The sequence below is a fragment of the Citrobacter sp. Marseille-Q5395 genome (assembly GCF_947057495.1).
Taxonomy (GTDB): Bacteria; Pseudomonadota; Gammaproteobacteria; order Enterobacterales; family Enterobacteriaceae; genus Citrobacter; species Citrobacter murliniae.
On the sequence record NZ_CAMSEL010000001.1, the window covers coordinates 155,706 to 177,261 of the forward strand.

At 53.7% G+C, this 21,556-nt stretch carries 25 protein-coding genes; 12 read left to right on the top strand and 13 right to left on the bottom strand.

Annotated features, from left to right (window positions below; all coding sequences use genetic code 11):
* Nucleotides 1-162: 162 nt before the first annotated feature.
* On the top strand, nucleotides 163-402 hold the full coding sequence (locus OH663_RS00730; RefSeq protein ID WP_045446659.1) for a SymE family type I addiction module toxin: 240 nt from the start codon (nucleotides 163-165) through the stop codon (nucleotides 400-402).
* Nucleotides 403-461: 59 nt separating this feature from the next.
* On the opposite strand, the gene hycI is transcribed toward OH663_RS00730, so the two are convergent.
* The 9 genes from hycI to hycA all read right to left on the bottom strand — a co-directional run bounded on the left by hycI (nucleotide 462) and on the right by hycA (nucleotide 8,342).
* The gene (gene hycI, locus OH663_RS00735; RefSeq protein ID WP_045446662.1) at nucleotides 462-932 is read right to left on the bottom strand and encodes a hydrogenase maturation peptidase HycI; all 471 of its coding nucleotides are present in this window, start codon (nucleotides 930-932) and stop codon (nucleotides 462-464) included.
* Nucleotides 925-1,335 (bottom strand): formate hydrogenlyase maturation HycH family protein, encoded by a 411-nt coding sequence (locus OH663_RS00740; protein ID WP_003037385.1) that lies wholly within the window; start codon nucleotides 1,333-1,335, stop codon nucleotides 925-927. Before OH663_RS00740 ends, hycI begins: the two co-directional genes overlap by 8 nt.
* Nucleotides 1,332-2,099 carry a formate hydrogenlyase subunit HycG gene (hycG, locus tag OH663_RS00745; RefSeq protein ID WP_045446665.1) on the bottom strand — a complete coding sequence of 256 codons (768 nt, stop codon included), beginning with the start codon at nucleotides 2,097-2,099 and terminating at the stop codon, nucleotides 1,332-1,334. The genes OH663_RS00740 and hycG overlap by 4 nt, the downstream gene beginning before the upstream one ends.
* Nucleotides 2,099-2,641 carry a formate hydrogenlyase subunit HycF gene (hycF, locus tag OH663_RS00750; RefSeq protein ID WP_045446668.1) on the bottom strand — a complete coding sequence of 181 codons (543 nt, stop codon included), beginning with the start codon at nucleotides 2,639-2,641 and terminating at the stop codon, nucleotides 2,099-2,101. The genes hycG and hycF overlap by 1 nt, the downstream gene beginning before the upstream one ends.
* Nucleotides 2,642-2,650: 9 nt before the next feature.
* Nucleotides 2,651-4,360 (bottom strand): formate hydrogenlyase subunit HycE, encoded by a 1,710-nt coding sequence (gene hycE, locus OH663_RS00755; RefSeq protein ID WP_045446672.1) that lies wholly within the window; start codon nucleotides 4,358-4,360, stop codon nucleotides 2,651-2,653.
* Nucleotides 4,361-4,377: 17 nt separating this feature from the next.
* Nucleotides 4,378-5,301: a respiratory chain complex I subunit 1 family protein gene (locus OH663_RS00760; RefSeq protein WP_200012383.1), complete on the bottom strand. Its 924-nt coding sequence runs from the start codon at nucleotides 5,299-5,301 to the stop codon at nucleotides 4,378-4,380.
* A gap of 2 nt (nucleotides 5,302-5,303) precedes the next feature.
* Nucleotides 5,304-7,130 carry a formate hydrogenlyase subunit 3 gene (gene hycC / locus OH663_RS00765; protein WP_045446678.1) on the bottom strand — a complete coding sequence of 609 codons (1,827 nt, stop codon included), beginning with the start codon at nucleotides 7,128-7,130 and terminating at the stop codon, nucleotides 5,304-5,306.
* On the bottom strand, nucleotides 7,127-7,738 hold the full coding sequence (gene hycB / locus OH663_RS00770; RefSeq protein ID WP_045446680.1) for a formate hydrogenlyase subunit HycB: 612 nt from the start codon (nucleotides 7,736-7,738) through the stop codon (nucleotides 7,127-7,129). The genes hycC and hycB overlap by 4 nt, the downstream gene beginning before the upstream one ends.
* A gap of 145 nt (nucleotides 7,739-7,883) precedes the next feature.
* Entirely contained in the window at nucleotides 7,884-8,342 is a 459-nt protein-coding gene (gene hycA, locus OH663_RS00775) for a formate hydrogenlyase regulator HycA (protein ID WP_045446683.1), read from the bottom strand.
* A 198-nt stretch (nucleotides 8,343-8,540) separates the two neighbouring features.
* On the opposite strand from hycA, the gene hypA reads away from it, so the two are divergent.
* From hypA to OH663_RS00810, 7 genes are all read left to right on the top strand, one after another.
* Complete coding sequence (gene hypA, locus OH663_RS00780) at nucleotides 8,541-8,912, top strand: hydrogenase maturation nickel metallochaperone HypA (RefSeq protein ID WP_045446686.1); 372 nt, start codon at nucleotides 8,541-8,543, stop codon at nucleotides 8,910-8,912.
* Nucleotides 8,913-9,014: 102 nt separating this feature from the next.
* Nucleotides 9,015-9,887, top strand: a complete 873-nt coding sequence (gene hypB / locus OH663_RS00785; protein ID WP_045446689.1) for a hydrogenase nickel incorporation protein HypB — start codon at nucleotides 9,015-9,017, stop codon at nucleotides 9,885-9,887.
* Nucleotides 9,878-10,150 carry a hydrogenase 3 maturation protein HypC gene (gene hypC / locus OH663_RS00790; protein ID WP_045446692.1) on the top strand — a complete coding sequence of 91 codons (273 nt, stop codon included), beginning with the start codon at nucleotides 9,878-9,880 and terminating at the stop codon, nucleotides 10,148-10,150. Before hypB ends, hypC begins: the two co-directional genes overlap by 10 nt.
* Nucleotides 10,150-11,271, top strand: coding sequence for a hydrogenase formation protein HypD (gene hypD, locus OH663_RS00795; protein ID WP_045446696.1), 1,122 nt, complete (start codon nucleotides 10,150-10,152; stop codon nucleotides 11,269-11,271). Before hypC ends, hypD begins: the two co-directional genes overlap by 1 nt.
* Nucleotides 11,268-12,278 (top strand): hydrogenase maturation carbamoyl dehydratase HypE, encoded by a 1,011-nt coding sequence (gene hypE / locus OH663_RS00800; RefSeq protein WP_045446699.1) that lies wholly within the window; start codon nucleotides 11,268-11,270, stop codon nucleotides 12,276-12,278. Before hypD ends, hypE begins: the two co-directional genes overlap by 4 nt.
* Nucleotides 12,279-12,435: 157 nt before the next feature.
* Nucleotides 12,436-14,514, top strand: coding sequence for a formate hydrogenlyase transcriptional activator FlhA (gene flhA, locus OH663_RS00805; RefSeq protein ID WP_200012386.1), 2,079 nt, complete (start codon nucleotides 12,436-12,438; stop codon nucleotides 14,512-14,514).
* A gap of 44 nt (nucleotides 14,515-14,558) precedes the next feature.
* Nucleotides 14,559-14,987, top strand: a complete 429-nt coding sequence (locus OH663_RS00810) for a TOBE domain-containing protein (protein ID WP_003037421.1) — start codon at nucleotides 14,559-14,561, stop codon at nucleotides 14,985-14,987.
* Between the two features lie 62 nt (nucleotides 14,988-15,049).
* Here the strand turns inward: OH663_RS00810 and OH663_RS00815 are convergent, their stop codons facing one another.
* On the bottom strand, nucleotides 15,050-15,394 hold the full coding sequence (locus OH663_RS00815; RefSeq protein ID WP_048220686.1) for a nitrous oxide-stimulated promoter family protein: 345 nt from the start codon (nucleotides 15,392-15,394) through the stop codon (nucleotides 15,050-15,052).
* Nucleotides 15,395-15,581: 187 nt separating this feature from the next.
* Here OH663_RS00815 and sitA point away from each other — a divergent pair, with 187 nt between their 5' ends.
* The 4 genes from sitA to sitD are packed head-to-tail and all read left to right on the top strand — an operon-like array spanning nucleotide 15,582 to nucleotide 19,019.
* Nucleotides 15,582-16,499 (top strand): iron/manganese ABC transporter substrate-binding protein SitA, encoded by a 918-nt coding sequence (sitA, locus tag OH663_RS00820; RefSeq protein WP_045446707.1) that lies wholly within the window; start codon nucleotides 15,582-15,584, stop codon nucleotides 16,497-16,499.
* Nucleotides 16,496-17,311, top strand: coding sequence for an iron/manganese ABC transporter ATP-binding protein SitB (gene sitB / locus OH663_RS00825; protein ID WP_045446710.1), 816 nt, complete (start codon nucleotides 16,496-16,498; stop codon nucleotides 17,309-17,311). Before sitA ends, sitB begins: the two co-directional genes overlap by 4 nt.
* A gap of 2 nt (nucleotides 17,312-17,313) precedes the next feature.
* A complete protein-coding gene (sitC, locus tag OH663_RS00830) occupies nucleotides 17,314-18,177 on the top strand; it encodes an iron/manganese ABC transporter permease subunit SitC (protein WP_045446713.1) in 864 nt (287 codons plus the stop codon).
* On the top strand, nucleotides 18,168-19,019 hold the full coding sequence (sitD, locus tag OH663_RS00835; RefSeq protein ID WP_200012404.1) for an iron/manganese ABC transporter permease subunit SitD: 852 nt from the start codon (nucleotides 18,168-18,170) through the stop codon (nucleotides 19,017-19,019). Before sitC ends, sitD begins: the two co-directional genes overlap by 10 nt.
* 49 nt (nucleotides 19,020-19,068) lie before the next feature.
* On the opposite strand, the gene OH663_RS00840 is transcribed toward sitD, so the two are convergent.
* The 3 genes from OH663_RS00840 to OH663_RS00850 are packed head-to-tail and all read right to left on the bottom strand — an operon-like array spanning nucleotide 19,069 to nucleotide 21,374.
* Entirely contained in the window at nucleotides 19,069-20,181 is a 1,113-nt protein-coding gene (locus tag OH663_RS00840) for a M20 family metallopeptidase (protein WP_200012407.1), read from the bottom strand.
* A 12-nt stretch (nucleotides 20,182-20,193) separates the two neighbouring features.
* Nucleotides 20,194-20,658, bottom strand: a complete 465-nt coding sequence (locus tag OH663_RS00845) for a YjiG family protein (protein ID WP_045446722.1) — start codon at nucleotides 20,656-20,658, stop codon at nucleotides 20,194-20,196.
* Nucleotides 20,655-21,374, bottom strand: coding sequence for a nucleoside recognition domain-containing protein (locus tag OH663_RS00850; RefSeq protein ID WP_045446725.1), 720 nt, complete (start codon nucleotides 21,372-21,374; stop codon nucleotides 20,655-20,657). The genes OH663_RS00845 and OH663_RS00850 overlap by 4 nt, the downstream gene beginning before the upstream one ends.
* Nucleotides 21,375-21,556: the final 182 nt, after the last annotated feature.

A 21,556-nucleotide genomic window follows, 5' to 3' on the forward strand; every position in this document is an offset into this window, starting at 1 on the left:
GGAGGGTTCTGCCACCTTCCGGCATTGCTTTACATCTTCATTTCATTCATTGCATTTCAAATGTGGAATCACCCTTCCAGTTTCAGGTTTGCCCCCGCGCTTTTTTACTGTCATTTTATTCAGTAGTTTTTAATCTTAACCCTCCGCCACAAGGAATGGCTCATGTCTGATGAAAATGGCAAAACAGCAGTGGTTATCACCAAACCCGTACGTCGTTTAAAAGTAGGTTATGTCAGAAAGCGGTACGAGGATCGTCACACCGGGTTCACGCTACGTATCAGCAGGCATGCCTCATTAACGCTGAACGGTGACTGGCTTGAACAGGCAGGGTTCCCTACCGGCACAGCGGTAAATGTTTCGGTAATGCAGGGGAAATTAATTATTGAGCAGGCAACGGAGTAACAACCGGCGCAGGCGAGATAAACAGGCCGGATGCGGCAAACATCCGGCACTGATACGGTTTACTCTTCAGGTGCTTCTAACTCCGAAAATCCACCATGGCCTTCCCACCCGGCTAATCGTTGATAGACGGTTTCAACCGCCTCTTTGATCGGCTGCGTCATCGGGTAATAAAAGCCAACGATGTCCGGCTGAATACCGAGGAAAATCACCTCGCCGACATCCTCTTTCAGTTGATCAACCAGGTAGTTCAGCGGCATGTTGTGCGTGGTCATCATGAACATCTCGGCAATATCATCAGGATCGATAATGCGGATTTCACCAGGATTCAGCCCCATATCGGTAGCATCGACAATCAGCAAACGCGCCGGGCGCAGCTCGCGGATTGCCACAATATCATTCTCCGGGGCACTGCCACCGTCGATAACCACCCAGTTACCTTTAGGTTCCGCAGCACACATTTCCGCCAGCAGCGGACCCGCGCCATCATCCCCCATCATGCTATTACCGACACACAATAAAACGTCAGTCACGGTGTCTCCTCACCATCAGATAGATGGCGCTTTCCTGATGAATATCATGGAGCATACTGAGCATGAGCTTGCTCCATTCCTGCTGCTGTGGAGTTTGTACGGCGCGCGCGTCATCAAACGCACGCGCCAGCATCTGTACATGGTTAAAATCGATGACGATCTCGCCGTACTTCGGCACGCCTTCCATTTTGCGGCGGGCTTCGCTTCCTTCGGCAAGCGTCGCAATCCACGCCAGATACTCATCCCACGGACAGGTTAACGCCGCTTCCAGGCAATCGATGATGCCTAAGTGATGGCCAATCGCCAGGCTGTAATAGACAACCTGCTGCGCCTCGGCGGGCGTCGCATCGTTCTCATCAATAAACTTACGGCTCAGTTGACTGAACACCACCGTTTCACTCATCGGATACGCGCCTCTTCAACTACATGGTTAAGATGAGTAACGATCTCGGTCAGACGCGGATCGTTTTCCGCTTCCAGCCAGCGCGCCACCTGATTTTCGCCCTGCCCTAACTGCGTCATATAATCATCGGCAATCTGGCGACCATAGCGATAACCCGCCAGACGACGCGCTTCACGATCCACCTTCACACGCAGAGGCTGTATCATATCCGGGTGCAGAATTTCAGCTGGTTGTTCGTCCAGTTCACCCGGTGCACGCGCGTGAATTTTCTGCTCCAGCAGGCCCAGCGCCATCGCAAAGCCGTACAGCGTCGCCGCAGGCGTCGGCGGACAACCAGGGATGTAAACATCCACTGGTACGATTTTGTCGGTGCCGCCCCATACGCAGTATAAGTCGTGGAAGATGCCACCACTGTTACCGCAGGCTCCGTAAGAGATACAGATTTTCGGATCTGGCGCTGATTGCCAGGCACGCAGCGCCGGAGAGCGCATCGCGCGAGTTACCGCGCCGGTAAACAACAGGATATCCGCATGGCGCGGTGACGGAACAACTTTGATACCGAAACGTTCGGCATCAAACAGCGGGGACAAGGTAGCAAAAATTTCGATTTCGCAACCGTTGCAGCCACCGCAGTCAACACGATAGACGTAAGCAGAACGCTTGATGCTTTTCAGCAGCGACGCTTTCATGCTGGCGATAGATTCATCTACCGTCATCGGTACCGGAATACCGTTGGCATCACGTGGGCCTAATAAATTGCTCATCAGCTGGCCTCTTTCATATGGCGAGTCAGTTCAATACGGTCAGACGGCACCAGGCATTTCTGGCGTTTACAGTCCGGGCAGGTCTCAAAGCTTTCACGGTGATTTTCCGCACGGCTATCACCGTTATGCTTCAGCAGTGCAATGGCGTAATCAATCTCTTTTTGCACCGCAAAAGGACGGTTACATACGCGGCAATTGCACAGCGCAAAGCGAGACTGCTGCAGGAAATCTTCTTTCTTCCACACCGCCAGCTCATATTCCTGAGACAGTTTGATCGCCGCCGTCGGGCAGACTTCTTCACAACGGCCACAGAAGATGCAGCGACCGAGGTTGAATTGCCAGGCCAGTTCATTGGTGACCAGATCGGTTTCAACCGTCAGCGCGTTTGACGGGCACGCATTTACACAGGCTGCGCAGCCAATACACTGCTGCGGATTATGCTCCGGCTTACCACGGAAGTTTTTATCGACCGCGATCGGCTCCAGCGGATACGACGACGTCGGTGCACCGGTTTTGATGACTTTTTTGATAAAGGTAAACATGGCGATTCCTTATTTCAGCGGCGAGTTTTTACGCTCGATGCTGTAGCGCTCAAGTTCTTTGTACGGCACGACTTTGCTTTTCTTCTTACGCACATCAACCACGGTCATACGGTCAGTACATGAGTAGCAAGGATCGAGGCTACCGATAATCAGCGGGGCATCGGAAACAGTGTTACCACGCAGCATATAACGCAGCGTCGGCCAGTTAGCGTAGGTGGCCGCACGGCAACGCCAGCGGTACAGTTTCTGGTTGTCGCCGGTCATGCTCCAGTGGATATCATCCCCACGAGGCGCTTCCGCAAAGCCCAGCGCGAAACGGTGTGGAATATAGGTAAAGCCTTCCACCATCAGCGGACCGCCAGGCAGGTTATCCAGACCAAAGTCGATCATATTCAGCGCGGTATAGACTTCATTGATGCGGACTTTCAGACGAGAAATGACGTCACAGCCCTGCTCGCTGTGAACTTCCATCGGCAGCAGGCCGTAACCCACAAACGGGTGATCTGCGCGGGTATCACGCGCGTGACCGCTGGCGCGAACCATCGGGCCAACGTTACTGAAGTCACGGGCAATTTCCGGATCCAGACGGCCAATCCCGACGGTACGCTGTTCCATGTTCGGCGTACTCAACAGCATATCAACCAGTTCCTGCACGTCACGACGCATCTGTTGCGCCAGTTGACGAGTCTGGATCATGTCCTCTTTCAGCAGGTCGCGACGGATCCCTCCGATCAGGTTCAGACCGTAAGTTTTACGCGCACCGGTGAGGATCTCTGCCATTTTCATTGACGTTTCACGTACGCGGAAGAACTGCATAAAGCCGGAGTCGAAACCGGTGAAGTGGCACGCCAGCCCCAGGTTCAGCAGGTGAGAGTGCAGACGCTCAACTTCCAACAGAATAGCGCGGATCATCTGCGCACGCTCCGGTACTACGATACCCATCGCATTCTCAACGGAGGTGGTGTACGCGGTGCTGTGGGCAAAACCACAGATGCCGCACACGCGATCCGACAGGAAAGTCACTTCGTTATAACCCATGCGGGTTTCTGCCAGTTTTTCCATGCCACGGTGGACATAGAACAAGCGGTAGTCGGCGTCGATAATGTTTTCGCCGTCAACGAACAGACGGAAGTGACCCGGTTCATCGGAGGTCACGTGCAGCGGGCCAATAGGCACTACATTATTTTTCTTGTCGCCCAGTTCGTTGATGAACTCATAGGTTTCAGCATCGGTAGTCGGCGCCGGACGTTGACGGTAATCCATGCTGTCTTTACGCAGCGGATAGAGTTCATCCGGCCAGTCATCCGGTAGCACCAGACGACGTTCGTCCGGCAGCCCCACCGGGATCAAACCGTACATGTCACGCACTTCACGTTCGCCCCAGACGGCAGCCGGTACGCGTGGCGTGACAGACGGGAATTCCAGTTTATTGGCGTCAACTTCTACGCGAACAGTTATCCAGCATTTAGTGCCCTGCTCCATCGACAAGACATAATACACAGCGTAATGGCCGCACAGCTGGCGTTCATCGTTACCAAACAACACGGACAACCATCCGCCCTGTTTGTAATAAAGGAACTCCACCACTTCCGGCAGGTAGTTTACCTTCACGGTGATGGTCAGCTGATCTTTGGTCTGCCAGGCTTCGTCCAGTACGACGCCAGGGAAAGCCTGGTGCAGTGCAGCAAGGTATTGTTGACCTAATTTTTCTTCAGACATGCTCAAACTCTCTTAAATCACGCCACCAGCAAGGAGACGAACGCTAAAAACGCAAACCCAAAACCGGCCCAGGTCACGCGTGAAGTGGCGCAAAAACGCAGACGCGCCATGCTGTTTTCAAACAGGGCGATGACCAGCACGCCGAGGATCAGCTTGACGACGGCTATCACCAGTGCCAGCAGCAGTCCACCCGCAGTAAAGGTTTCCATCTGTCCCCACGGCAGGAACACGCCGACAAACATTTGCAAAACGACCAGTTGTTTGAGGCTGATACCCCATTTCAGCACCGCAAAACCGCTGCCGCTGTATTCAGTCAGCGGACCTTCCTGTAGCTCCTGCTCGGCTTCTGCCAGGTCGAACGGCAGTTTGCCCATTTCGATAAAGGTGGCGAAAGCACAGGCGCACAGCGCCAGAATCAGCGGGATGCTGCGCGCCGCAGGCCAGTGATAAACGGTGTCAGCGATATTGCTGATATGGGTTGAACCGGCAACCTGCGCTGCGACCCACAAGCCCAGCAGCAGAATCGGCTCAACCAGTACGCCGAGCATCGCTTCACGGCTGGCGCCGATCGCGGTGAACGGGCTACCGGTATCCAGCCCCGCAATAGAGAAGAAGAAACGGGCGATGGCGAACAAGTAAATTAACGTGATCAAATCACCCAGTTGCGGCAGCGGAGAACCTACCGTCACTACCGGCAATGCGGTAGCGATAGTCAGCATGACGCCGACCATCACAAATGGTGTCAGGCGAAAGACCCAACTGGAATCCGCAGGCGCAATGCTCTGACGCCCCAGCAGTTTGATAATGTCACGGTACTCCTGCAAAACACCCGGACCACGGCGATTGTGCAAACGTGCACGCGCCACGCGGGTAATGCCGGACAGCAGCGGCGCAACGGCAAACAGCACCAGCGCCTGAACTAACGGATATAAAACACTCATTCTCAGGCTCCTCGTGAAACCACAATCACCACCAGCACCGCCAGCTCAATCAATGCCAGGCGACGGAACAGAACCGGTGCAGCCGCATTCTGCCAGCCCGGAACCAGTGACACCGGGTTAAGCCATTTACGCAGTTTCAGTACCGGAGCAAAGGCTTCTTTAACCGGCATAGCAAAGCCATGCGCGGTGATCACCATTGACTGCTCATGATCGTAACCACATACCCAGGCGGAACCGCGCGAACGCGACGGCAGACGGTTGCCTTTGAAAATCGCCATGATAATGAACGGCAGCAGCGGACAGGCAATCAGCAACAGGGTGATCATTGGTTGGGAAACGGTCGTGTTCGCGGTTTCCAGCGGCAGTGGCACAGCTGAAGAGATAAGTGGCAGCAACCATGGTGCGGCAACGCCGCCAATCACACAGCAGACTGCCAGCGCAACCACGCTCACCCCCATCAGGATCGGTGCGCAACAGGCGTTTTCAGCTTCCTTCGTACGCGGTGCGCCAAGGAACGTTACGCCATAGACTTTCGCCATACACATCACAGCCAGCGCGCCGGTAATCGCCAGCCCGACCGCCAGCAACGGACCTAACAGACGGCCGATAAACGCTCCGCTGTTACCCAGCTTGAAGAAGGATTGATAGATAACCCATTCACCGGCAAACCCGTTCAGTGGCGGCAGCGCGGCCATCGCCATCAGACCAACCAGCATCGCCAGGGAAATCACCGGCATGCGCTTACCGATACCGCCCAGTTTTTCGATATCACGATGACCAGTACGGAACCAGATGCTGCCAGCCCCCAGGAACAGGACGCTTTTGAACAGACTGTGGTTCACCAGATGATACAAACCGCCGGTCAGACCAAGTGCAATCAGCGCCGGTTGATTAAGGGAAATGCCGGTCACGCCGGCACCCAGCCCCAGCAGAATAATGCCGATGTTTTCCAGCGTGTGGTACGCCAGCAGACGTTGAATGTTGTGCTCCATCAACGCATACAGACCGCCAACAAATGCAGTGATCATCCCCAGTACCAACAGGGTAATGCCCCACCACAGCGGTGCATTACCGCCCAGCAGCGACAGGGACAGAATGCCCAACAGGCCAACCTTCATTACCACGGTAGAGAACAGCGCCGCAGCAGGTGCGCTGGCGTTGGCATGTGCCTGTGGCACCCAACCGTGCAGCGGGATAATCCCGGCCAGCAAACCAAAACCGGCAACGCCCAGCAGCCAGATGTCAGAGCCGAGCGGCAATTCCTGGGTGCGAAGGTCGAGCAGACGCAGTTCGAGCGTGCCGTAGCGTTGCCATACCAGATAGCAAGCGACCGCCAGCAGCAGCGTACCGATTCGGCCCAGAGCAAACCACAGTTTGCCCTCTTTACTGCAACCGGTCAGGAACACCGCACACAACGCCATGATTTCAGCCATCACCACTAGCGTACCGAGGTTGCTGGCAACCACTGCACACACGGCCGCAGCCATCAGCAGATTCACCAACAAACCGTTGGCTTTAACCTGTGGATGACGATGCCAGTCGATGTTGTACAGGCTGACAAACAGGCCGCACAGACCCAGTGTGATAAGCCAGATTGCGTTCAGTGGAGTTATTTGCATGCTGTGACCGATAAACGGTATCACGCTGCTGACCGCCAGCGCATTGGTCAGCACGGTGAAACCCGCTGCCGCCGTACACAGGCTGCCGACTGCTCCACCAACGCCGGCAATCCAGCCGCTTAGCGCTTTATGAAATGAAAACAGAAATGCCAGAACCGCCGCAGCCGTAAACCAGGCCACGCCGCTGTTAATCAGTGAAATTGCGCTCATTTTGCATCCCCACTCTGAGCCTGCTGAAACAAGGTGAGATCGCCGAAATCGGTATTAAAAGTCAGCTCACGCTTACGTTTGCTGGCGCGAGCGATATCTGTATTGCTCACCAGGTGCAGGGCTTTCGTCGGGCACATACGTACACAAGCCGGACCTTGTTCATCAAAGCTACACAGGTCGCATTTCACCGCAATGGCACGAATACCTGGAACCCAGTCCAGCAGCGTGCTGACGCGAGCCGGTGCTGGTGGAGCCGGAGGGGCTTTTGAGGTATTCGCGTTCGCCGGGATGTGCAGCGGACGACTGCCGGAAAACTCAATGGCGCCAAACGGACAGGCGATCCCACACAATTTGCAGCTTACGCACAGGCTTTCATTTAGCTGTACGGCGCCGTCGACACGGTTAATCGCATTGACCGGGCAAACGGTGGCACAAGGTGCATCTTCACAATGGTGGCAAAGCTGCGGTGCAGATTCTTTTTCATTTAGCATCACTTTCAGGCGCGGCATTGACTGCAGGCCATGCTGGCGATGCGTCTCTGAGCAGGCGGCTTCACAGGTGTGGCAGCCAATACAAAGAGTGGAGTCAGCAATTACAAAACGATTCACCAGGCATTCCTCAGGTGATAGTCATTTTTGACGAAAACATGTTTATCAAATGTCATTTTCGACATTTTTCGACATGTCCATTCCCTAAAATGTCGTGATACAGCGTAAAAATCTCATCACGACTCAAGCGAGCATCACCCGAGGCTTATGCCGGGTTATGTCCTTCTACCAGTTGGCTTAAATTTACCGGCATATTGTTTTCAACCGCGGTGTACAGGCTGTCGTAGACTCTGGCGATTTTTTCGAGATAGTGCTCCAGCACCTGCTCGCGATCGCGGTTGCTAATGCGGTCATCAACTTTGCCGTCAATGGTCAACTGTGCCTGTGCAATCAGTTGCTTATCATCACCGTCTTTGGTTTCAACGTAGTACTCGATGGTATGGCTGTTAAAGCCGTCCGCCAGCGTGACGTAGATAGTGAAGTGTTCAAAAAGGACAAAGCACAGATCTTTGTCCGGCGCACAGCTCATTGCATGATGCAAACGCGCTTTCGACAGGGTGATCCCCTGTACCAGCGAGTTGCAGTAAATACGCCACTGGTCCTGTAGGCGACGGTGCCGTTCAGCGATGTAATCGGCTTTTTCGCTTATTTCCCAAATAGTCATGTCAGGTTACCCGTTTAGCAGAGACTAACTGCCTTAAGCATATTTCATGCCAACATTAAAATTCTTTATTTTCATTAAGATACAAAAACAAGCATGCATGACGACATGTCATTTCGTCATCGTCGTCATTGTCACGAGAGGAAAAATTCAACCTGGCATGTTTATTGCTTTTGAAACGACAACAACATGGGAGGCGATATGCACGAAATAACCCTCTGCCAACGGGCACTGGAATTGATTGAACAACAGGCCGCACAGCACGGTGCTCACCGGGTAACTGGGGTCTGGCTCAAAATTGGCGCATTTTCTTGCGTAGAAACCAGCGCTCTCGCCTTTTGTTTTGATCTGGTATGCCGTGGCACCCTTGCAGAAGGTTGTAAACTCCACCTCGAAGAACAAGAAGCCGAATGTTGGTGCGAGTCCTGTCAGCAATACGTCACGTTACTGACACAACGCGTTCGTCGCTGTCCACAATGCAATAGCGACATGCTGAGAATTGTGGCCGATGACGGGTTACAGATTCGACGAATAGAAATAGACCAGACTCCAGCGCCGGATGGCGACGCTTAAGCCTCTTATCCAGTCTACAGAAAGAGCACGTTTGTAGGTCGGAAAAGGCGAGATGCTGTCCGGCAACAGATTTACCGAAAGTGAAAAGATCAGGAGTGAGCGATGTGTACGACATGTGGTTGCGCGGAAGGCAACCTTTATATAGAGGGTGATGAACATAACCCCCACTCAGCGTTTCGCAGCGCGCCATTTGCTCCGGCGGCTCGTCCGGCGCTAAACATTACCGGTGTGAAGACCTCCAGTTTCACGCCGAGCCAGACCGCAGAAGGCGATTTACATTACGGTCACGGCGAAGCAGGTACCCATGCTCCAGGCATGAGCCAGCGCCGTATGCTGGAAGTGGAAATTGACGTGCTGGACAAAAACAACCGTCTGGCCGAGCGCAATCGCGCCCGCTTCGCTGCCCGCCAGCATCTGGTACTCAATCTCGTATCAAGTCCAGGTTCCGGTAAAACGACGCTGCTGACCGAAACACTGATGAAGCTGAAAGACAGCGTGCCGTGCGCGGTCATTGAAGGCGACCAGCAGACGGTCAACGATGCAGCGCGTATTCGCGCCACCGGAACACCAGCAATCCAGGTTAATACGGGTAAAGGCTGCCACCTTGATGCGCAAATGATTGCCGATGCAGCACCACGCCTGCCTTTAGCCGATAACGGTATTTTGTTTATCGAAAACGTCGGTAACCTGGTTTGCCCGGCAAGCTTCGACCTCGGCGAACGTCATAAAGTGGCGGTGCTTTCCGTCACCGAAGGCGAAGACAAGCCGCTGAAATATCCCCATATGTTTGCTGCTGCATCGCTGATGCTGCTCAACAAAGTGGATCTGCTGCCGTATCTCAATTTTGATGTTGAAAAGTGCATCGCCAGCGCCCGGGAAGTAAACCCGGAAATTGAGATAATCCTGATTTCCGCCACCAGCGGCGAAGGGATGGATCAATGGCTGTCGTGGCTGGAGAATCAGCGATGTGCATAGGTGTTCCGGGTCAAATCCGCACCATTGATGGTAACCAGGCTAAGGTCGATGTTTGCGGTATTCAGCGCGACGTCGACCTGACGCTGGTCGGTAGCTGTGATGAAAATGGTCAACCGCGTCTGGGCCAGTGGGTACTGGTCCACGTAGGTTTTGCCATGAGCATCATTAACGAAGCCGAAGCGCGCGACACACTCGAGGCGCTGCAAAATATGTTTGACGTTGAGCCGGATGTCGGCGCGTTACTGTATGGCGAGGAGAAATAATGCGTTTTGTTGACGAATATCGGGCACCGGAACAGGTGATGCAGTTGATAGACCACCTGTGTGAACGTGCCGCTCACCTCCCCTACACCGCTGAACGCCCACTGCGCATTATGGAAGTTTGTGGAGGCCACACCCACGCAATCTTCAAATTCGGCCTTGACCAGTTGCTGCCCGAAAACGTGGAGTTTATTCACGGTCCAGGCTGCCCGGTTTGCGTTCTGCCGATGGGCAGAATTGACAGTTGTGTGGAAATTGCCAGCCATCCGGAAGTGATTTTTTGTACCTTCGGCGACGCCATGCGCGTGCCAGGTAAACAGGGTTCACTGCTGCAGGCCAAAGCACGCGGCGCGGATATCCGCATTGTCTATTCTCCGATGGATGCGCTGAAGCTGGCGCAGGAAAATCCAACCCGTAAGGTCGTGTTCTTTGGTCTGGGTTTTGAAACCACCATGCCGACGACCGCCATCACTCTCCAGCAGGCAAAACAACGCGATGTGCAGAATTTTTACTTTTTCTGCCAGCACATCACGCTTATCCCAACGCTGCGTAGCCTGTTGGAACAACCGGACAACGGTATCGACGCATTTTTGGCACCAGGCCATGTCAGTATGGTTATAGGCACCGATGCCTATAATTTTATCGCCTCTGATTTTCATCGCCCGCTGGTGGTCGCTGGTTTCGAACCGCTTGATCTACTGCAAGGCGTCGTGATGCTAATCGAGCAGAAAATAGCGGCCCACAGCCAGGTGGAGAACCAGTATCGCCGCGTAGTGCCGGATGCCGGTAACACACTGGCGCAACAGGCGATTGCCGACGTGTTCTGCGTCAATGGCGACAGTGAATGGCGCGGTCTGGGCGTTATCGAATCCTCCGGCGTTCACCTGACGCCTGAGTATCAGCGTTTTGATGCAGAAGCGCATTTCAAACCAGCGCCGCAGCAGGTGTATGACGATCCGCGCGCGCGCTGCGGAGAAGTACTGACCGGCAGATGTAAGCCGCATCAGTGCCCATTGTTTGGTAAAACCTGTAACCCGGAGACCGCATTTGGCGCCTTAATGGTCTCCTCCGAAGGCGCATGTGCCGCCTGGTATCAGTATCGTCAGCAGGAGTGTGAAGCATGAACAGCGTACAACTCGCCCACGGTAGCGGCGGTCAGGCTATGCAGCAGTTGATCAACAGTCTGTTTATGGAAGCTTTTGCTAATCCGTGGCTGGCAGAACAGGAAGATCAGGCCCGACTGGACCTGGCGCAACTGGTCGCCGAAGGCGATCGTCTGGCGTTTTCGACCGACAGCTACGTTATCGATCCGCTGTTTTTCCCCGGCGGTAATATTGGCAAGCTGGCAATCTGCGGCACAGCCAACGACGTTGCGGTCAGTGGCGCTATCCCTCGCTACCTCTCCTGCGGTTTTATCCTCGAAGAGGGCCTGCCGATGGAAACGCTGAAAAGCGTCGTCAACAGCATGGCAGCAACAGCTCGCGAAGCGGGAATTGCTATCGTGACCGGCGACACCAAGGTTGTACAGCGTGGCGCAGCGGACAAACTGTTCATTAACACCGCCGGAATGGGCGCGATCCCCGCCAATATTCACTGGGGCGCACAGACTCTGGGCGTGGGCGATGTGCTGCTGGTTAGCGGTACGCTTGGCGATCACGGTGCAACCATCCTTAACCTGCGTGAGCAACTGGGACTGGACGGTGAACTGATCAGCGACTGCGCAGTGTTAACACCGCTGATCCAGACGCTACGCGACATTCCTGGCGTGAAGGCGCTGCGCGATGCCACCCGTGGCGGCGTGAATGCGGTGACGCATGAGTTCGCCGCGGCATGTGGCTATGGCATTGAGTTATCTGAAGCAGCCCTGCCTGTGAAGCCCGCAGTGCGTGGTGTCTGTGAACTTCTGGGTCTGGATGCGCTCAATTTTGCCAACGAAGGAAAACTGGTCATTGCCGTTGAACGTCAGGCCGCTGAAGCCGTACTCGCCGCACTGCGCGCACATCCGTTAGGGTGCGATGCAGCGCTGATTGGCGAAGTGGTCGAACGTAAAGGCGTTCGCCTTGCCGGACTTTACGGCGTGAAACGAACTCTTGATTTACCACACGCAGAGCCGCTGCCGCGGATATGCTGATATATTGCCCGGTACGCTACGCTTACCGGGCCTACAGTCAATGAATTACCCGTAGACCGGATAAGGTGAAACCGCCACCCGGCAATAATTTACAACTTATACCTATAATTCATTTACCGTTTTTGCACCGCGCTACGGTGCTTCCTGGAAAAGCAATATGTCGTATACACCGATGAGCGACCTCGGACAGCAAGGCCTGTTCGATATCACTCGTACATTATTACAGCAGCCCGATCTTCAGTCTCTCAGTGAGGCGCTTTCGCAGTTGGTCAAGCGTTCGGCGCTGGCCGATTGCGCGGCTATTGTGTTATGGCAGGCGCAGACGCAGCGTGCGCGTTATTTCGCGACACGTGAAAATGGTAAACCCATCGATTATGAAGACGAAACAGTGCTGGCTCACGGACCGGTGCGCCGCATTCTGTCTCGTCCCGATGCGCTGCACTGCAACTACCATGAGTTCACAGAAACCTGGCCGCAGTTAGCATCCGGTGCGCTGTACTCAGAATTTGGACATTACTGCCTGCTGCCGCTGGCGGCTGATGGACGGATCTTTGGCGGCTGTGAATTTATCCGCAACGAAGACCGTCCGTGGAGTGAAAAAGAGTACAACCGCCTGCAGACCTTCACCCAGATAGTCGGCGTCGTCGCCGAGCAAATTCAGAGCCGGGTCAGCAATAATGTCGATTACGACCTCTTGTGTCGCGAGCGTGACAACTTCCGTATCCTTGTCGCCATCACCAATGCGGTGCTCTCCCGTCTGGATATTGATGAGCTGGTCAGCGAAGTCGCCAAAGAAATCCACCATTACTTCAATATCGATGACATCAGCATCGTACTGCGCAGCGATCGCAAAAATAAGCTGAGCATATACTCCACTCACTATCTGGATGAACACCATCCGGCGCACGAACAGAGTGAAGTGGATGAAGCAGGTACGCTCTCTGAACGGGTATTCAAAAGCAAAGAGATGCTGCTGATTAACCTGAACGAACGCGATGCCCTTGCACCTTATGAACGCATGCTGTTCGAGACCTGGGGCAACCAGATACAAACCCTGTGCCTGCTACCACTAATGTCAGGCAATACGATGCTTGGCGTCCTCAAGCTGGCGCAGTGTGAAGAGAAAGTCTTCACGACCGCAAACCTCAAACTGTTACGCCAGATTGCCGAGCGCGTGGCGATTGCTGTTGATAACGCTCTCGCCTATCAGGAAATCCACCGCCTGAAAGAACGTCTGGTCGATGAGAACCTGGCACTGACCGAACAGCTCAACAATGTGGACAGCGAGTTTGGTGAAATCATTGGCCGCAGTGAAGCAATGTACAGCGTACTCAAGCAGGTCGAGATGGTGGCGCAAAGCGACAGCACTGTTCTGATTCTGGGTGAGACAGGTACGGGCAAAGAGTTGATCGCCAGAGCGATTCATAATCTGAGTGGACGCAATGCCCGCCGGATGGTGAAGATGAACTGCGCGGCAATGCCTGCCGGGTTGCTGGAAAGCGATCTGTTTGGTCATGAACGCGGTGCGTTTACCGGAGCCAGCACACAGCGCATTGGTCGCTTCGAACTGGCAGATAAAAGCTCGTTATTCCTCGACGAAGTCGGCGACATGCCGCTGGAGCTACAGCCGAAACTGCTGCGCGTCCTCCAGGAGCAAGAGTTTGAACGCCTGGGCAGTAATAAGCTGATCCAGACCGATGTCCGCCTGATCGCCGCCACCAACCGCGATCTAAAAAAAATGGTGGCCGATCGCGAGTTCCGTAACGATCTGTACTATCGACTGAATGTCTTCCCGATCCATCTTCCCCCACTGCGCGAGCGTCCGGAAGATATTCCGCTGCTGGTCAAGGCCTTCACCTTTAAAATTGCCCGTCGGATGGGGCGCAATATTGACAGTATCCCCGCTGAGGCGCTGCGCACTCTGAGCAACATGGAGTGGCCGGGCAACGTGCGTGAGCTGGAAAACGTGGTCGAACGCGCGGTTCTGCTGACCCGGGGCAATGTACTGCAACTGTCCCTGCCAGATGTCACTACGCTGCCCCTTTCCACACCGCCAGTGGCGACAGAAGTTGCGCAGGATGGAGAAGATGAATATCAGCTGATTATGCGCGTACTGAAAGAGACTAACGGCGTCGTAGCCGGTCCTAAGGGAGCTGCGCAACGGCTGGGTCTGAAACGCACCACCTTGCTCTCACGTATGAAGCGTTTAGGCATTGATAAGGATGCGTTGGTTTAGCCATTGTGGCTATACTGGGTGATAACTCAACGAAAGGAGGCAGTATGGCGGTATCAGCACGTAATCAATTAACCGGTACAGTAAGTGCAGTTGCAACTGGCGCCGTGAATGATGAAGTTGAACTGACGCTGGCAGGCGGCGCAAAGCTGGTCGCTATTGTGACTCATAGCAGCCAGCAGGCGCTGGGGCTGGCGAAAGGAAAAGAAGCAATTGCCCTGATCAAAGCCCCTTGGGTCACGCTGGCGACAGAAGACTGCGGCCTGAAATTCTCCGCCCGCAACCAGTTTGCCGGTAGCGTTTCACAGGTAACCGAAGGCGCGGTCAACGCCACGGTGCATATCAAAACTGACGCTGGTTTTGACATAGTTGCCGTCGTGACTAACGAAAGTCAGCAAGAGATGAAGCTAAGCCAGGGAAGTCGTGTCATTGCGCTGATCAAGGCCTCAGCAATTCTGATTGCCACCAAAGCGTAATTTATTGCCCGACGGAGCTTTGCCTGTCGGGCCAGTATCGCCGCCGCTATCCGGCAAAAAATCTATTTCTTCCGCTGGTATTTTTCGGGTAATTCCGGGACCGGGCGTTTATCGTCAATCAGGTGGCGCACTGTCAGGATCGGATGACGCCAGAGCATTCTTGGTCCAGCCCAGCGCATGATTTGCTTCATCTCTTCACGCTTTGCGGGTTGATAACAGTGCACCGGACACTGTTTGCAAGCCGGTTTTTCCTCACCAAAGACGCACTTATCCAGCCGCTTTTGCGCATAGGCAAACAGCGCATCGTAATGCCCCTGTTCGTTCGAAGCCTGTGGACACTGGCTCTCGTACAGCGAGATCATTTTCTGGATCGTCATTTTTTCACGTGCAATACGCTTGCCGGACATAATGCCTCCGTATTTAAGGTGCATATATAATATACCTTAACCATACACAGGACTATTACCTGAAGGTGATACATCCTTAGCATCCTACGCAAATAAGAATTATTTTCATTTATCTATGCCATGTGCTATATAACATAGCAAAGGCTATATTCGATGATAAATTAACCACTTTCTTGTGAGGGATACTATGCCGCACCTGCCCCGTCTGAAGTCGTTTCTCCTTGCCAGCGTTCTTACGGCACTTACACTTTCGCCGGCCTGGGCAAAAGAGAAGTTTAAGGTGATTACCACCTTTACAGTTATTGCCGATATGGCGAGCAACGTGGCGGGTGACGCGGCGGAGGTCAGCTCAATAACTAAACCCGGCGCAGAAATTCATGAATACCAGCCCACTCCAGGGGATATTAAACGGGCGCAGGGCGCGCAGCTTATTCTCTCCAACGGCCTTAACCTGGAACTGTGGTTTGCCCGTTTCTACCAAAACTTATCCGGCGTACCTGAAGTAATGGTCTCAGACGGAGTAAAACCGATGGGCATCAGCGAAGGCCCCTATAACGGAAAACCGAATCCACATGCCTGGATGTCGGCAGAGAACGCGCTTATCTACGTAGATAATATTCGCGATGCATTGAGCAAGTACGATCCGGACAATGCCGCCACCTACCAGAAAAACGCCGAGAGCTATAAAACGAAAATTCGTCAGACTCTCGATCCCCTGCGCGCGGCGCTGGCCAAAATCCCTGCCGATAAACGCTGGCTGGTCACCAGTGAAGGCGCCTTCTCCTATCTGGCCCGCGATAACGATCTGAAAGAGCTGTATCTGTGGCCAATCAATGCCGATCAGCAGGGCACGCCGAAACAGGTGCGCAAAGTGATCGACGCGATAAGAGAACATCAGATCCCAACAGTATTCAGTGAAAGCACGGTTTCTGACAAACCTGCGCGACAGGTGGCACGTGAGTCCGGCGCACATTACGGCGGTGTATTGTACGTCGATTCCCTGAGTGCAGCCGACGGGCCGGTACCAACCTACCTGGATCTGCTGCGCGTCACGACCGAAACCATCGTCAGCGGTATCAACGACGGTCTGAGGAGCCAAAAATGAGTCAATCTGCGATTACCGTGAATCAGGTTACGGTGACGTATCGCAACGGTCACACCGCTCTGCGGGATGCCACTTTTCAGATCCCCGGCGGCTCTATTGCCGCCTTGGTGGGGGTGAATGGTTCAGGAAAATCAACGCTCTTTAAAGCACTTATGGGTTTTGTCCGCCTGGCGCAGGGAGACATATCCATCCTGCAACAGCCAGTCAGCAAAGCGCTGAAGCAGAATCTGATTTCTTATGTTCCGCAATCGGAAGAGGTGGACTGGTCATTTCCGGTGCTGGTGGAAGATGTAGTGATGATGGGGCGCTATGGTCATATGGGCTGGCTGCGTCGGCCAAAAGCACGTGACTATGAATGCGTCGATGCGGCGCTGGCACGGGTCGACATGCTGGAATACCGCCACCGTCAGATCGGCGAACTCTCCGGTGGACAGAAAAAACGTGTCTTTCTGGCAAGGGCTATCGCGCAGGACGGACAGGTCATTTTACTGGATGAACCCTTCACAGGCGTAGACGTAAAAACCGAGGCCCGCATCATCGACCTGCTGCGCGAACTGCGCGATGAGGGGCGAACCATGCTGGTCTCCACTCATAATCTGGGTTCAGTCACCGAGTTTTGTGATTACACCGTGATGATTAAAGGCACCGTACTGGCGAGCGGTCCGACCGAAACGACATTTACCGCGGAGAATCTCGAGCTGGCCTTCAGCGGCGTCTTGCGCCATGTCGCGCTAAGCGGCGGTGAGCAGCATGTTATTACCGACGATGAGCGCCCATTTATTTCGCGACGCACGGTTAACGAGGGGGAATAATCATGAACTGGCTGACAGAACCGTTTGGCTACCAGTACATGCTCAACGCCATGTGGGTCTCCGCGATGGTCGGCGGGCTGTGTGCGTTCCTCTCATGCTATTTGATGCTCAAAGGCTGGTCGTTAATTGGTGATGCGCTGTCGCACTCCATCGTGCCGGGCGTTGCCGGTGCCTGGATGTTAGGGCTTCCTTTCGCGCTCGGCGCATTTCTTTCCGGGGGGCTGGCTGCGGGCAGTATGCTGTTTCTTAACCAGCGTTCGCGCCTGAAAGAAGATGCGATCATTGGACTGATTTTTTCTTCTTTCTTCGGTATCGGGCTGTTTATGGTGTCGCTTAACCCGATGTCAGTAAACATTCAAACCATTATTCTCGGTAACGTACTGGCGATTGCCCCGGAAGATATTCTGCAACTGGCGATTATTGGTGTGATCTCGCTGACCATTTTGCTGCTGAAGTGGAAAGATCTGATGGTGGTGTTTTTCGATGAAAATCACGCGCGCTCGATTGGTCTGAATCCGGGCCGTCTGAAGCTACTGTTCTTCACACTGCTCTCGGTTTCCACAGTTGCAGCGCTACAAACCGTTGGCGCATTTTTGGTTATTTGCCTGGTAGTAACGCCTGGCGCTACCGCGTGGTTATTAACCGATCGCTTTCCCCGCCTGCTGACCATCGCCGTAGCCATCGGCAGCCTGACCAGCTTTTTTGGCGCCTGGCTAAGTTACTGGCTGGACGGTGCGACCGGCGGGATTATTGTCGTCCTGCAAACGCTGTTGTTCCTGCTGGCATTTGTCTTCGCTCCTAAGCACGGTCTGTTAGCGAATCGCCGCCGCGCCCGTCAGGTGAACAAGGAGTCCACATGCTCTTAACCACGTTGCTGGAACCCTTTCAGTTCAGCTTTATGGTCAATGCACTGACCATCTCCACTGTTGTCGCCATACCCTGCGCGTTGCTGTCGGTGTTTTTGGTGCTTAAAGGCTGGGCGCTGATGGGCGACGCCATGAGTCATGCCGTGTTTCCGGGGATAGTACTGGCTTACATTGCGGGCATTCCTCTGGCGATTGGTGCGTTTGTCGCCGGGCTGTTCTGTGCGGTGGCTACCGGGTATCTCGATGATAACAGTCGTATCAAGCGCGACACCCTGATGGGCATTGTTTTCTCTGGGATGTTTGGCGCGGGGCTGGTGTTGTATGTTTCGATCCAGTCTGAAATCCATCTGGATCATATTTTGTTCGGTGACATGCTGGGCGTATCACCTGGCGATATCGCGCAGACGGCAGCGATTGCGCTGGGGATCGCGCTTATCATCGGGTTAAAGTGGAAAGATCTTCTGCTGCATGCGTTTGATCCGCATCAGGCAAAAGCCAGCGGGCTGAACACCACGCTATTGCACTACGGTCTGCTGTGTATGATCGCCCTGACCATTGTGGCCACGCTAAAATCGGTAGGCATTATTTTGTCGATCTCACTCTTAATTGCCCCCGGCGCTATTGCGATATTAATTACGCGAAAGTTTTCCCATGCGTTGTTACTGGCTGTCGTCATGTCACTTGTGACCTCGTTTATGGGAGTGTACCTGTCATTTTTCATCGACAGTGCACCCGCGCCAACGATTGTCGTCTTATTTTCCCTGCTATTTGTTATCACTTTTATTTATTCAACGCTACGCGATCGCCGTTTAGAACGGCGACGTCAGCAATATGATATATAAGAGATACTAAATAATATAGCCTCGCACGCGAGGCTATATTAATTGATGATTACAACATGGTAATGATGCGTTTTAATAAACGAATCCGTGGTTCGATTGAGGCAATATCCAGCCATTCATCCGAACTGTGGAAGCCTGCGCCGATCGGACCCAATCCGTCCAGCGTAGGAATACCTAACGCTGCCGTGTGGTTTGCGTCGCTTCCTCCTCCCACAGCCTGCCATGTCACCGTAATCCCCTCTTCCAGACCCGCGCGCTCGACCAGCGCCATCAGCCGTTGAGTCTCTTCGCTCGCCGCCATTGCAGGTTTATGGCTTACACGGGTGAGCGTGGTGGTCACACCATCCAGGAAACCTTGCTGGCAGAGCGACTCCAGCGCGTGATGAACACGTTCATATTCCTCGTTTTCCCAGAACCGTACATCCACTTCCGCGTGCAGCTTTGCCGCTACCACGTTCGCCGCACTTCCGCCCTGCACCACGCCGACATTAAGTGTGGTGCCCCGCGCCACGTCGGTTAACGCGTTAATCGCCAGTACGCTATTGGCAAATGCGGTAATAGCGGACCGCCCTTTTTCCGGCTCATTACCAGCATGTGCAGCAACACCGTCAAACGTCAGCTGATACCCGCCTACGCCTTTTCGCGCTTTTACCAGCGAGCCGTCAGCCCGGGCAGCCTCACATACCAGTACGTAGCGTGATTGCTTCGCCAGTTCCCCAATCCACTGGCTGGAGTGAACACTACCGGTCTCTTCATCCGGGTTCATTGCCACTGCGATAGATAAGCGATCCAGATGCTCCGCTGGCAATGTACGCATTGCCCAGACAATATTCAGTAAGCCACTTTTCATATCGGAGACACCCGGTCCGTACAGACGACTGGCATCACGGCTCATCGGGCGTTCAGCCACCGTCCCCTGTGGAAATACCGTGTCCAGATGCCCAATCAGCAGCACATCGTAATGTGTCGCTGCAGGTTTATTGGTCGCCAGCAACGCCGGACCTACCGCACTGCCTAAATCGACCTGTTCCGTGTGCCAGCCTTCCTGCTGCCAGAGTTCGCGCATCACCTCAGCCACCCTGGCAACGCCATCTAACGTCTGCGTACCGCAATCCACGTTGACCAGCGTTTGCAGTTCATCAATATACTTTTCCAAATCCATGGTAATTCCTTATCAGAGAATAACGCGCATCAGCAGCATCGCTAAAAAAGCGTTCAGAACGGAGATAACAATCATCAGGGGAATACGTTTCGCACTGGTGCCAATAACCCCTAGAATGCGGCCAAGATACTGCACTTGAGAGCCCATCAGATAAATTGCCGGAGCGAGGATAGCCAGGTGCTCTCCCGTCAGGATGCCTTTGTCGAACAGGCCAATCGCCACGCCGATACCCCCACCCATCGACATCCAGCCGCCAATGAGTACTGCGGCAGCTTCGCCAGGCAAACCAAACAGCCCCATTAGCGGGGCAAATATCATGCCCAGCCCTTTCAGCGCACCGGTAATCTCCAGCGCTTTGATGATGACAAAAGCCATGACCACGTTTGGCAGAGTGCTGGTTGTCGCAATGTTCCAGCCTTTACGGGCACCTTCTACAAAGACATCGGTAATAACTGGATTAGAGGTTGGCGCGCTCATGATGCTTCTCCCGGTACAGTTGATTCGGCTTTTTTATTGGTAAAGGTCAGAATCAGGCGCATCACGTTGGCGCCAACAATTTTCATAATGAACATCACAGCAACGCATGCACCAATGGATGCAGGCACCGCCGGTGTGCCATCAACCGCCATCAGGGTGAACAAGATTGCACCAGAGGAGAAGAAATTGGTGATCATAGCCCCAGCGGAAAACTGGAACATGGCAAAGATATCTTTCTCATTTTCAGTGATTTCGCCCTCATCAGCCAGGTTACGCGTCAGAGATGCGCCGACGTCTGTACTCTGCAAACTGCCGATGAGCGCGAGGCCGGTATTCCCCGGGATCCCCATCAGCGGACGCAGCAAAGGCGTTAACAAACGACGCGCCGCACGCAGGGCACCGTAGTGCTCCAGCACGTTAATCATTCCCAACGCAAACATAACCGCGGGAATCAACCCTAACGCGAAGAGGAAACCATCCATCGCCCCGTGACCACCGGTACCGCGAAACGCGCTGGTCGCCGTTGTCAGCGTATCGCCGTCAAGGCTCGCTTTACTGACTACTTTGCCAAAAGCACCATTCAGGGTGGTGAAATCAAATACGCCGTACCACTCTTTTCCCCCGAGTAATCCGGAGAAAAATACGGCGGCGAATGCCAGGGCAAAATAAGCCCCCGGCCCAACCTTATTATCCTGGGAAGGTAAACTCATATCCATTTCCTTGTTAACGTAGAGAGTCACCAAACCATTTTGAGTAAATAAAGAATAAATAAAGTGATTTAAATCATCCCGAAAGCGCTGACCACCCTGAAAAATTTAAAAATGTGACGCACCTGATATTACGACCGAAATAAAGTCATCATGTAGACATTTAAACTAATCATTATTTATGTAATGAA